Source organism: Caballeronia sp. dw_19 (assembly GCF_018449515.1).
Taxonomy (GTDB): Bacteria; Pseudomonadota; Gammaproteobacteria; order Burkholderiales; family Burkholderiaceae; genus Caballeronia.
In genome coordinates this window covers 21,538-34,486 of record NZ_JAAVUQ010000012.1, presented here as the reverse complement: position 1 = coordinate 34,486, position 12,949 = coordinate 21,538, and the positions used below count along the sequence as shown (strand labels likewise).

At 61.1% G+C, this 12,949-nt stretch carries 8 protein-coding genes; 6 read left to right on the top strand and 2 right to left on the bottom strand.

Features of this window, described 5'->3' with window-relative positions; genetic code table 11:
- Positions 1–491 precede the first annotated feature (491 nt).
- From HB376_RS17925 to HB376_RS17915, 3 genes are all read left to right on the top strand, one after another.
- Complete coding sequence (locus HB376_RS17925; protein WP_213765015.1) at positions 492–1,439, top strand: alpha/beta hydrolase; 948 nt, start codon at positions 492–494, stop codon at positions 1,437–1,439.
- Positions 1,440–1,710: 271 nt separating this feature from the next.
- Complete coding sequence (locus tag HB376_RS17920; RefSeq protein WP_255631413.1) at positions 1,711–2,055, top strand: type II toxin-antitoxin system PrlF family antitoxin; 345 nt, start codon at positions 1,711–1,713, stop codon at positions 2,053–2,055.
- Complete coding sequence (locus tag HB376_RS17915; protein WP_213765013.1) at positions 2,052–2,564, top strand: type II toxin-antitoxin system YhaV family toxin; 513 nt, start codon at positions 2,052–2,054, stop codon at positions 2,562–2,564. The genes HB376_RS17920 and HB376_RS17915 overlap by 4 nt, the downstream gene beginning before the upstream one ends.
- Positions 2,565–2,613: 49 nt before the next feature.
- Here the strand turns inward: HB376_RS17915 and HB376_RS17910 are convergent, their stop codons facing one another.
- Positions 2,614–3,489, bottom strand: coding sequence for a transporter substrate-binding domain-containing protein (locus HB376_RS17910; protein ID WP_213765012.1), 876 nt, complete (start codon positions 3,487–3,489; stop codon positions 2,614–2,616).
- A gap of 1,117 nt (positions 3,490–4,606) precedes the next feature.
- On the opposite strand from HB376_RS17910, the gene hemE reads away from it, so the two are divergent.
- Positions 4,607–5,695, top strand: coding sequence for a uroporphyrinogen decarboxylase (gene hemE, locus HB376_RS17905; protein WP_213765011.1), 1,089 nt, complete (start codon positions 4,607–4,609; stop codon positions 5,693–5,695).
- 461 nt (positions 5,696–6,156) lie between these two features.
- Positions 6,157–8,424, top strand: a complete 2,268-nt coding sequence (locus HB376_RS17900) for a primosomal protein N' (RefSeq protein ID WP_213765010.1) — start codon at positions 6,157–6,159, stop codon at positions 8,422–8,424.
- Between the two features lie 60 nt (positions 8,425–8,484).
- On the opposite strand, the gene HB376_RS17895 is transcribed toward HB376_RS17900, so the two are convergent.
- On the bottom strand, positions 8,485–8,667 hold the full coding sequence (locus HB376_RS17895; RefSeq protein WP_213765142.1) for a hypothetical protein: 183 nt from the start codon (positions 8,665–8,667) through the stop codon (positions 8,485–8,487).
- A 316-nt stretch (positions 8,668–8,983) separates the two neighbouring features.
- On the opposite strand from HB376_RS17895, the gene putA reads away from it, so the two are divergent.
- A complete protein-coding gene (gene putA / locus HB376_RS17890) occupies positions 8,984–12,916 on the top strand; it encodes a trifunctional transcriptional regulator/proline dehydrogenase/L-glutamate gamma-semialdehyde dehydrogenase (protein WP_213765009.1) in 3,933 nt (1,310 codons plus the stop codon).
- Positions 12,917–12,949 lie beyond the last annotated feature (33 nt).

Genomic DNA, 12,949 nt, shown 5'->3' with positions numbered 1-12,949 from the left:
GGCGACCATTTAAGTTCTTACGCAAACGTTTGTATAGACGAAAAAAAAGCGGGCCTGGAGCCCGCTAAAAACCACACGCTACGGGGTTAGCGCGAGGAGACCAAGGGTGGGACCGGCCGATAATTCATCGACCAACGACCCCAACAAACATGTCCCTGAAACTGGGATTCGGCACCAGGCCGACCGCCGAATGCAACTCAAAACGTTGTAGTTCACCAACGCTGCACTCGGTCACATCCGTGTTGAGACCGTTGAGGAGATTGTGGGCGAATAATCCGGGCATCACCGTAACAAAGTGTTTCAGGTTGTAACCCTTGACGCATGGGGTTCGGCGATTATTTCGTCCATATTTTGTCGATTATTGTGATTTACGAGCCAATATTTCGACGCCTCTTAGAAATGCTCGCGCTGCCGAGCACGATATGTAGATTTTAAGGACAATTAAAAAACGTCGACCCGACCGGGCGGCGCACTGTACTGGAGACAAGCGCATGACCATCGACGCAGACCTTCTCGCCTATTACGCCAGGGTGGCCACGGCGTTCCCCGAACTGCCGGCCGATGCCGATCCGATCGCCATACGCCGACAGTTTCAGAATGTGGCGCGCGAGTTCGCCGCGCCCCGTCCGGCGGGGTTGGACGTTGAGGATACGGTCCTGCCGCTTGACGGGCGTACGCTGCGGGCGCGGATTTATCGGCCGGCGGGGGCTAGAAGGCCATTGCCGCTGGTGGTCTATTTTCATGGCGGCGGCTGGGTGGTCGGGGATCTGGACACGCACGACCTGATGATCGCGCGATTCGCCCTGGACTCGCATTGCGCGGTCGTGAGCGTGGATTACCGGATGGCGCCGGAGCATCCGTTCCCCGCGCCCGTTGACGATGCGGTCGACTCTCTGCTGTGGCTTGCCGAGCATCGGTCGCGTCTGGGCTTCGCGACCAACCGGCTGGGCGTGGCCGGCGACAGCGCGGGCGGCCATCTCGCGGCCGTCGCTGCGCGTGCTGCGAACGATCGTGTAGCCGGTCTGGTCACCGCGCAGTTGTTGATCTATCCGGTGGCGCGCTGCCGTTTCGAGGGCGGCAGCTTTACAGCCAACGCCGAAGGGCCGGGTTTGACCACGGAAGAAATGCGCTTTTACTGGGCTCAATTCCTGACGGCTGAACCGCCGGCCGATGACGACGTGCGTGCTTTTCCGCTCGCGCAATCCTACGATCGGACGCCGGCTCGGGCGTTGATCGTGGCTGCAGCCTACGATCCGCTCTATGACGACGCGCACGAATTCGCGCGTTTTCTGGAGGCGAATGGCGGGCGTAGCGAGGTAATCGATGCGCACGACATGACGCATGGCTTCGGCCGGATCCAGGCGCATTCGAAAGCGGCGGCGCTCTGGATGAAAAAAACGTCGGAACGCTTCGGTGAATTGTTACATGCAGAGCGTTGACTTTTCGATGCCGAGCGACATGAACTTACGTGATGCTTACGTAGAGTTATCAACCTGCTGAAGCTGACGTGGGCGTGAGCGGTTGGGGAAAAAGGGCGGTCGCGACCGCACGGCAGCGCGCCGACTCTTTCGCCCGCGCCCACGATGGCACCATCGATTAGGCCATGGCGGCTCATGATTCGGACCCTCAGATTGAAGGTAATGCATTTGCATTGACGTGGCAATTCGTTTGCATTACCATGTGTGCCGTTGTTACGGAATGGGGTCCGACATGTCATACGCAATCGAGAACGATTTCGCGATGGAAGCTGAATCATCGCTGACCGACCGATATCAAACCACGGTGCCGGAGACGATCCGGCGTGCGCTCAAGCTCGGCAAGCGAGACAAGATCCACTATCGCGTCAAGCCGACTGGCGAGGTCACCATGACCCGGGTCGCAGCCGACGAAGAAGATCCTGCCTTTGGTCCGTTTCTGGACTTTCTGGCGCACGATATCGAACGCCATCCGGAGCGCCTGAAGTCATTCGCACCCGAGTTTGTCCAGAGCCTTCGGGCGCTGACGAAGGACGTTGTCTTCGATATTGATGCGCCGCTTTCACCGGACGATGAATGACCGCACGACCAGTTCCTCTTGTCGTCAACGGGTGGACGATTTTCGGCCACCCGCTTTTCATCGATCAGCTTGAACCGCTCTACTCGGAAGTCTTCGCGCTCAGTCAAAAGGATCCCGACAATTTCCACAAGAGGAATGCTGCCAAGCGGCTCGCCGTAATCGCGCATCTGATGCTGGACGCGATCCCACAGGATCCGGAGAAGGCTGAATATCGACAGGGCACCACGCTCGGCGATGATCGTAAGCATTGGTTTCGTGCGAAGTTTTTCCAGCAGTACCGTCTGTTCTTCCGTTACCACAAGGCTTCGAAGATCATCCTCCTCGGCTGGGTAAATGATGAGGACAGCAAGCGCGCCTACGGCTCGGGAAGCGACGCCTACAAGGTCTTCTCAAAAATGCTGGGTAAGGGTCAACCGCCTGATGACTGGGACCAACTACTCGCCGAGGCGACCGCCGCGTCGGGCCGATGGGCTGAAACGCTCCAAGCCGTCGGCAATCTGAACAAATGATGGGAAAGAGCCGCCCCCAGGCTAGGCCGCGACCGGCCGCCTGCAGTCCTCATTTCAGCCATTTATCGAGCATTGCCTGAAACTCGCCTGTCGAGCGTGACAGGTGCAGCCATTGATCGACGTACTGCTGGAACACCACATCGCCCCGTGGCAGCAGGTACGCTTTTTCTCCGAACTGGAACGGCTTGTCCGGATGGACCGAGCACAGGCCTGGATTCAGCTTTTGCTGGAGCAGGGTTTCGGAGGCGTCGGTGACCATCACGTCGGCTTGGTCGTCGAGGATTTGCTTGAAGATGGTCACGTTGTCGGGGTACTCGATCAGTTGCGAGTGCGTGAAGAACTGCTTCGCGAACTTCTCGTTTGTACCGCCCGGATTGACGATGGTGCGTACGCCGGGTTGATCGATTTGCGCGACGGTCTGGTATTTATCGACGTCGGCGCAGCGGACGATGGGCGTCTTGCCGTCGACCATATAGGGTTGCGTGAAGAACGCGCGTTTCTGGCGTTCGAGCGAGGTTGAAACCCCGCCGACTGCGATGTCGCACCTTGCGACGAAATCGTTCATCAAGTTCGACCATGATGTCTTGATGAACTCGGCTTTGACGTTCATCGACTGGGCGAGGTTTTGTGCGGCATCAATGTCGATGCCTTCGAACTGGCCGTCGGGCCTCAGGAACGAGTACGGCTTGTAATCGCCGGTCGTGCAAATGCGCAGTGTGCCGCGGGCGAGGATTTCGTCGAGTCTCGATGGGGTGGGCGGAGTTGCCTGAGTGCTGGCCGGTGATGTCGCACCGGGGGCGACGGTGATGCTGCCGCCTTGCACGGTTTGCGCCTGCGCGCCGATGGTGAAGCCGAGCAGCAGGGCGCAAATACCTGTGCGAAAGACACTGCGAAGTGACGCGCATCCAAGGGCAAGAACTTTCATCGATACTCCTGGAAAGATTATTTCAGTCGCCGATAGGGCGTCGTTGGCACTCGGTCCGGGGTTTGGGGCGGTTCTGGGGGTGGGGGTGGGGTTGGGGTCAGTGCCGGTTTGCCTGGTTCATGGGTCGGGGTCTATGCCGGGTTGGTGCTTTCGGCGTTAGTGGTCTGCGAGAGTCGGATTCTCTCTTTATCACTATTAGCCACTGTGCGTGGCGGCACGTCATTTCTTTGTCCAAAGCGACAAAGAAACGAAGCAAAGAAAACGCTTTTAAACCACGCTACCCTAAGTGTCCACAGCGTGCAGTTTCTATTCATAGGTGCCCCAAAAGCACGGTGCTCGCCAGAACCACGGATGTGTGAACCCCTCTTTCTCCGAACACGGATACCCACACGCTTCGCCACCAGTGACTGAATCTGCCCAAGGTTCACCCCGCGCTATCCGCGGATAACCTCCCTCCAAATGTGTACACGCCTCGAACCATGTCGCCAACCCTGCTGGAAACGAGGTCGCGAAGATGCGTAAGGCCGTACCCACGCAAATAACTGTGGTGACCACGCGGGTAACTCACCAAAACTGGAGCAGCAACACGCGTGGTGCCGTGACCTACGGACATAACCGTCAGACCACGTAGCTGACACGCGAAGAGCGCGGCAGCCGGAACGCGTGAGGCCGCGCGGGTTCCTTGGCAATGGTGCTTGCCCGAGAGCGTACGGGGCGAAGCGTGTTCATGTCAGGATTCGCGAGAAGGAGGGGTTCACACATCCTCCGCTCTGGCGAGCACCGTGCTTTTGGGGCACCTATGAATGAAAACTGCACGCTGTGGACACTTAGGGTAGCGTGGTTGAAAGCGCTTTCTTTGCTTCGTTTCTTTGTCGCTTTGGACAAAGAAATGACGTGCCGCCACGCACAGTGGCTAATAGTGATAAAGAGAAAATCCGACTCTCGCAGACCACCACGGCCGAAAGCACCAACCCGGCACTGACCCAATACCCCCCACTCGCCGCCCCAAAACCTACCCCACCACCAACCCCAAATCGAGTGCGAACGCCCCCCCTTGAGTACGAACGACCCGCCCCCCGTCCGGTAGAATGTCCCTTTGCCCTACGCTCCAAGCCACGTGCCTTCCACACTCCTGAACGACACTTTCCTGCGCGCGCTGCAGCGCCAACCCACCGACTACACGCCGATCTGGCTGATGCGTCAGGCGGGCCGCTATCTGCCCGAGTACAACGCCACGCGTTCTCGCGCCGGTAGCTTCCTGGGCCTCGCAACCAATCCCGATTACGCAACGGAAGTCACGCTTCAGCCGCTGGAACGCTTCCCGCTCGACGCCGCCATCCTGTTCTCGGACATCCTGACTATCCCCGATGCAATGGGCCTCGGCCTGAATTTTGTCCAGGGCGAAGGCCCCCGATTCGAGCGCACAGTCCGCACCGAAGAGGACATGGCCAAGCTGCACGTGCCGGATATCGACGCGACGCTGCGCTACGTGACCGACGCGGTATCGCAAATCCGCCGCGCACTCACCGATGCGCAAGGCCGCCAGAAAGTGCCGCTGATCGGTTTTTCAGGCAGCCCCTGGACACTCGCCTGCTACATGGTCGAAGGCGGCGGATCGCCCGATCACCATACGGTCAAGGCCATGGCTTACACGCGGCCGGACCTGATGCATCGCATCCTCGATATCAACGCGCAGGCGGTCGTCGCTTATCTGAACGCGCAGATCGAAGCGGGCGCGCAAGCCGTGATGATCTTCGATACCTGGGGCGGCGCACTCGCCGACGGCGCGTATCAACGCTTCTCGCTCGACTACATCGCGAAAGTGGTCGCAGGATTGAAGCGCGAACACGACGGCGTCAAGGTGCCGGTTATCACGTTCACGAAGGGCGGCGGCTTGTGGCTGGAACAAATCGCCGCAATCGGCGTGGACGCGGTGGGTCTCGACTGGACCGTAAACCTGCGCCAGGCGCGCGAAAAGGTGGGCGATCGGGTCGCGCTCCAGGGCAACATCGATCCAGCGGTGCTGTTCGCATCGCCGGCCGTGATTCGCACCGAAGCGCGCGCCGTGCTCGACAGCTTCGGTAATTTCCCCGGCCATGTCTTCAATCTCGGCCACGGTATCTCGCAATTCACGCGTCCGGAGAACGTGGCGGAACTCGTTGACGAAGTACATCGTCACAGTCGCGCCATTCGTTTAAAGAACTGACGTTTGGTCAAAAAAGATTGCTGCCCTGCGTCACGAAAAGCTTACGTCAAACGTTTGGGCGGCAAGACAAAAGTGCCGCCAAATGCCCGTAGATTGGCCGTTCCGCCAATGTCAAGAGTTGACTTATGCACATTTTGTACGTTGCGGCGCGCCATCTTCAATTCAGACCGGAACGCCATGATGAGGGCATGTTTTGTGTCTTCAAATACATGATTAATAAGAGAAATTCGAGATCAACCCGGAATGTGGGCTACCGCACACAACGAGCGAGATCGCCATTTTTTGTCCCTGTCAATCAAAGTTCTCAACAAAGTTATCCACAGGCCTGTGGAAAGCTTCGAAATCTCAAAAATAATCCGCAGCTTAGCGTCGATTGTGATGTTTCACTTTAACTACGCCCCGCACAGTCAAATGTTCAGGTGGAACGGTTGCTCAGGCGTGGCTTGCGGCCGGTGGAACAATTGAGCGTCTTTGTCCGCGTCGCGCTGGACCATCCTCTACCGACGCTTTTCGACTATCGATACGATCTGGCCCCCACGCCGCTGCCCGGCATGCTGGTACGGATTCCGTTCGGACGTCGCGATGCGGTCGGCCTGATTTGCGAGGTCACGGATCACACCGACGTGCCGACGGACAAGCTGCGTGATGTGGCCGCTATTTGCAGCACGCTCGCGCCGCTTGCCGACGAATGGCGTGCGCTGACGCTGTTCGCGGCCGAGTATTACCAGCGCGGTCTGGGCGAAGTGGCGTTGCCCGCGCTGCCGCAGGTTCTGCGCGACGCCTCGCGCTGGGCGAAATTGCTGGCGCCGGAGGAGCGGTATCGGCTGATGCCGGAAGGGCGCGCGAGTTTGCCCGATGCGTTGCCGGCGCGCGCCACCGCACTGCGCCGTCTCGCCGATGCCCTCGCTGCCAATCCCACGTTACCCGCTGCCGAGGCCCGCGCGCTGCATCCGAAAGCGCGCGCCACGCTTGATGAATGGCAGATGCGCGGATGGGTATCGCTGGAAACCGGTGATGTGCCGGAGCAGGACATTGCGCTGGCGCCCGCGGTTGAAAAGGCCGCGCTGCACGCCGCCGACGCGCTTTTGCCGCAATTGACCGCAGAGCAATCCGATGCCGTCGATGCGATAACCGGCGCGAAAGGTTTCGCCGCGTTCTTGCTCCACGGCGTAACCGGCAGCGGCAAAACCGAGGTTTATCTCCACGCACTGGCCCATTTACTTGGTTCGCGCCCTGACGCGCAAGCGCTCGTGCTCGTCCCGGAAATCAATCTCACGCCGCAATTCGAAGCTGCTTTCCGCACGCGTTTCGCCGCGCTGCCGGAGGGCGCCATCGTGACGATGCATAGCGGGCTGGCCGAAGGCGAGCGCGCGCGCAACTGGCTCGCGGCGCACACGGGCCGCGCGCGGCTCGTGCTCGGGACGCGGCTGGCGGTGCTGGCGTCGTTACCGAAGCTGGCGCTGATTGTCGTCGATGAAGAACACGATCCCGCCTACAAGCAGCAGGAAGGCTTGCGCTATTCGGCGCGGGATCTCGCGGTTTATCGGGCGAATAAGTTGGAAATTCCGGTGGTGCTGGGGTCGGCGACGCCATCGCTCGAAAGCTGGTGGCAGGCCGAGCAGGGCCGATACACCAAGCTCACGCTCACGCGCCGAGCCGTGGCGACGGCGGTTCTGCCAAGCGTTCGGCTGATCGACCTGGAAGAGGAGCGGCAGCGCGGCCGGGCGTCGGTGGAGGGCTTGTCGGGGCCGCTGATCGCCGCGATGAAAACGCGCCTGGAACGCGGCGAGCAAAGCCTCGTGTTCCTCAACCGGCGCGGTTACGCGCCCATCCTTTCGTGCGACGCCTGCGGCTGGGTCGCCGGCTGCCCGCGATGCAGCGCCTACGTCGTGCTTCACAAGCCCGAGCGCGCGTTGCGTTGCCACCATTGCGGCTGGGAATCGCGGATTCCCAAGTCCTGCCCGGACTGCGGCAATGTGGATATCGCGCCGATGGGCCGCGGCACGCAGCGCGTCGAAGAAACGCTCGCGACGGCTGTGCCGGGAGCGAGGGTTCTACGCATCGATGCCGACAGCACGCGGCGCAAGGGCAGCGCACAAGCCCTTTTCTCCGATGTCCACGCGGGCGAGGTCGATATCCTCGTCGGCACGCAGATGATCGCGAAGGGGCACGACTTTCAGCGCGTGACGCTGGTCGGCGTGCTCAACGCCGATACCGCGCTTTTTTCTCACGATTTCCGGGCCAGCGAGCGGCTTTTCGCCCAGTTGATGCAGGTGAGCGGCCGGGCGGGGCGCGCTGGCTTGCCGGGTGAAGTGATGATCCAGACGCGTTACGCGCGGCACGCGCTTTATCACGCGCTGGCGCGGCACGACTACGTTGGGTTTGCCAATTCCACGCTAGCCGAGCGCCGTGATGCCCATTTGCCGCCGTTCGTCTATCAGGCGATGCTTCGCGCCGAAGGACGCACGCTGGAGGCCGCGCTGGACTTTCTGGGAGCGGCGGCGGCGGAGTTCGCGGCGCTGGCAGGCGCCGAACGCGTGACCGTGTACGACGCGGTGCCGTTGACAATCGTGAAGGTGTTTAACGTGCACCGCGCGCAGTTGTTGCTGGAATGCGCGTCGCGTGCCGTGTTGCAGAATGCGTTGCGGGCCTGGCAGCCGGCGTTACGCAGTCTCAAGGTAAAAGGCGTGATCCGATGGAATGTCGAGGTCGATCCACTCGATATCTAGTTTCGCTTGCGTCGGTAAGTGGGTTTTAGCCTCGCGTTGCCCGGCGCCTTTGCTCGTTCTTCAGCTATTGCCGCGGTCCGCGCCTTGCACGCGCGCAACCGTCAGGCCGCCGACCGTCATGTCATTCCCGCTGTCGCGGTCGCTCTCAGGACGCTCGACGTGCGGATGCGCGCCGCGGATGAACAACACCACGCACAGCGCGCACATCGCCCAAATGCTGAAAAAAATCGTCCAGGTGCTCATATCCTCTTCTCCCCCGAAACCGCGCGGCTGCATGTAAGACGGCCGCAAAGTTTCATCGCTGATATGGCCGTACCAGTTCTTATCGGCACCAGACAGCGATTACTTAGGGGTGGCTCAAGAAAAATTATCAAACGCGAAATCCTAGAGCACGTCCAGCCCACACGGCCATCCTCAATTACCCGTAATCCCTTGTTCCGAAAGGAATTTCAATAGGTGCAACCCGTCTCGAAAAGTTGGTTGCACCTTTTTTATGAGCGGGTTACGATTCCGCCACTTTTCAAGCTATCGCCGGTCCGATTCCGGCAAGGAAGGATATATGGCGAGCACCACCCTGGGCGTTAAAGTCGACGATCTGCTGCGTACCCGTCTTAGAGACGCTGCCACGCGGCTCGAACGCACGCCGCACTGGCTCATCAAGCAAGCTATCTTCGCGTATCTCGAACGCATCGAACATGGACAGTTGCCACCTGAACTGTCCGGTGCAATCGGTTCAGCCGATACGCTGGAACCGTCGGTGCACGCCGACTCGGAAGAGGACGGCGCGCCGCATCCCTTCCTCGATTTCGCCCAGAACGTGCAACCGCAATCGGTGCTGCGCGCCGCGATCACGGCCGCGTACCGGCGGCCGGAACCGGAGTGCGTGCCGTTTCTGATCGGACAGGCGCGGTTGTCGGCCAACGTCGCCGCCGAAACGAATGCCATGGCGACGAAGCTCGTCGAAGCGCTGCGCAAGAAACAGACGGGCGGCGGCGTCGAAGGGCTGATCCATGAGTTTTCGCTGTCCAGCCAGGAAGGCGTCGCGCTGATGTGTCTCGCGGAAGCCTTGCTGCGCATTCCCGATCGCGCCACCCGCGACGCGCTGATCCGCGACAAGGTCAGCAAGGGCGACTGGCGCTCGCACATGGGCCAGGCGCCGTCGCTGTTCGTGAACGCGGCGACGTGGGGCCTGATGATCACCGGCAAGCTGGTGACGACGAATAGCGAAGCGGGGTTGTCGTCGGCGTTGACGCGCCTGATTGGCCGTGGCGGTGAGCCGCTGATCCGCAAGGGCGTCGATATGGCCATGCGCCTGATGGGCGAGCAATTCGTCACGGGCGAGACGATTTCGGAAGCGCTGGCTAACAGCCGTAAGTTCGAGGCGCGCGGTTTCCGCTATTCCTACGACATGCTCGGCGAAGCAGCGACGACCGAAGAAGACGCGGTTCGCTATTACGCGTCGTACGAGCAGGCGATTCACGCGATTGGCAAGGCGGCCGGATCGCGGGGCATTTACGAAGGCCCGGGGATTTCCATCAAGCTGTCCGCGCTGCATCCGCGTTACTCGCGCTCGCAACAGGAACGCACGATGACCGAGTTGCTGCCGCGCGTGAAAGCGCTGGCGCTGCTCGCGCGGCGTTACGACATTGGCCTGAACATCGATGCGGAAGAAGCCGACCGGCTTGAAATTTCGCTCGATCTGCTCGAAGCGCTGTGCTTCGATCCGGAACTGGCCGGCTGGAACGGCATCGGTTTCGTGGTGCAGGCTTATCAAAAGCGCTGCCCGTTCGTTATCGATTATTTGATTGATCTGGCGCGTCGCAGCCGGCATCGGATCATGGTTCGGCTGGTGAAAGGCGCTTACTGGGATTCGGAAATCAAGCGCGCGCAAGTGGATGGCCTCGAAGGCTATCCGGTCTATACGCGCAAGATCTATACGGACATCTCGTACGTGGCCTGCGCGAAAAAACTGCTCAGCGCGCCCGATGCCGTGTATCCGCAATTCGCCACGCACAACGCGTTCACGCTGTCGGCTATTTATCACCTCGCCGGGGGGAACTATTACCCCGGGCAGTACGAGTTCCAGTGCCTGCACGGCATGGGCGAACCGCTGTACGAAGAAGTCACCGGACGCGACAAGCTCAACCGGCCGTGTCGCGTCTATGCGCCCGTTGGCACGCACGAAACGCTGCTCGCGTATCTCGTGCGCCGCTTGCTCGAGAACGGCGCGAATACGTCGTTTGTGAACCGTATCGCTGACAAAGCGATTCCGGTCAGCGAGCTGGTGCAGGACCCTATCGACGAAGCGTCCAAGCTCACGCCGCTCGGTCTGCCTCATGCGAAGATCGCGTTGCCACGTCAGTTGTACGGCAACGAGCGCCTCAATTCGATGGGCTTCGATTTGTCGAATGAGCATCGGCTGGCGTCGTTGTCATCGGCGTTGCTGGCAAGCGCGAATCATCCGTGGCGCGCGGCGCCGATGCTCGAAACCGCCGACGTAGTGGAAGGCGTCGCACGGGACGTTCGTAACCCCGCCGACTTGCGCGACCTGGTTGGAACCGTGGTTGAGGCTACATCCGAGCAAGTTGCTCTCGCTCTGAGTAACGCCGTCGCCGTCGCGCCGATCTGGCAATCGACGCCTGTGGATGAACGTGCCGATTGCCTCGCCCGCGCGGCCGATCTGCTCGAAGCGCAGATGCATACGCTGATGGGTCTCGTCGTGCGCGAAGCGGGTAAATCGCTGGCGAATGCGGTGTCGGAGATTCGTGAGGCTATCGATTTCCTGCGGTATTACTCGGCGCAGATCCGCAGCGAGTTTTCCAACGATACCCACCGTCCGCTCGGCCCCGTGGTTTGCATCAGCCCGTGGAACTTCCCGCTCGCGATCTTCATGGGACAAGTGGCCGCAGCACTCGCTGCCGGTAATCCGGTGCTCGCGAAACCGGCTGAACAGACGCCGCTGATCGCAGCGCAAGCAGTGCGCATCCTGCGCGAAGCCGGCGTGCCGCCGGGCGCGGTGCAATTGCTGCCGGGCAACGGTGAAACCGTGGGTGCGGCGCTGGTCGCCGATCCGCGCACGCGTGCCGTGATGTTCACCGGTTCGACGGAAGTCGCGCGCCTGATCAACAAGACCCTGTCCGAACGGCTCGACCCGGACGGCCGGCCGATTCCGCTGATTGCGGAGACGGGCGGACAGAACCCGATGATCGTCGATTCGTCGGCGCTGGCCGAGCAAGTGGTCGCGGACGTGCTGCAATCGTCCTTCGATTCGGCCGGTCAACGCTGTTCGGCGCTGCGCGTATTGTGCCTGCAGGACGACATCGCGGATCGCACGCTCGAAATGCTCACCGGCGCGATGCGGCAACTCGCGATGGGCAATCCCGACCGCCTTTCCACCGATGTCGGCCCGGTGATCGATGCCGAAGCGAAGCAGAGCATCGACGCCCACATTGCCTCGATGCGCGAGAAGGGCCGCAACGTCGTGCAGTTGCCCATGCCCGATGGCTGCGCACAAGGCACATTCGTCCCGCCGACGCTGATCGAACTTGATTCCATCGATGAGTTGAAGCGCGAGGTCTTCGGCCCGGTACTTCACGTAGTGCGGTATCGCCGGGCGCATCTTGATAAACTGCTCGACCAAATCAAGGCGACGGGTTACGGGCTGACGCTGGGCATCCATACGCGTATCGATGAAACCATCGCGCACGTCGTCAGCCGGGCGCACGTGGGCAACATCTACGTGAACCGGAACGTGATTGGCGCGGTTGTCGGTGTGCAGCCGTTCGGCGGCGAAGGCTTGTCGGGCACGGGACCGAAAGCAGGCGGCGCGCTGTACTTGCAACGGCTGCTTGCCAAACGTCCCACGGGCTTGCCGAAATCGCTGGAAAGCGCGCTGATCGTGGATCAAACGGCTGCGAACGAAACGCCGGCTGCGCTGACCGCGTTGCGTGACTGGGCGATCGCCGAGCGTGATCCGCAAACGGCGGCACGTTGCGAAGGCCATCTGCAACACGTGATGGCCGGTGCGACCGCCGTGCTGGCAGGCCCGACCGGTGAGCGCAACACGTACACGCTCGGCGCACGCGGCACGGTGTTGTGCGTGGCATCGACGGCAAGCGGCGCGCGCGCGCAACTCGCCGCCGTGCTCGCCACGGGCAACAAAGCGCTGTTTTCCGGTGCGGCGGGTGAACAACTCGTAGCGGCGTTGCCGGCGTCGATCAAGGCGTATGCATCGACGAGCAAGAGCCAGGACGCGGCCTTCGATGCGGTTTTGTTCGAAGGCGACAGCGACGAATTGATGGCCTTGGTGAAGGACGTCGCGAAACGCCCGGGACCGATCGTCTCGGTGCAGGGTGTGCCGGCGGGAGCATTCGCCGACGACGCGCACGACGGCGAGCAGGAATATGCGCTCGAACGGTTGCTGACGGAACGCTCGGTGAGCGTGAACACGGCGGCCGCGGGCGGCAATGCGAATTTGATGACGATCGGCTGAGCTGTATTCAGCACGGCGGGTTGGCTCAAACAA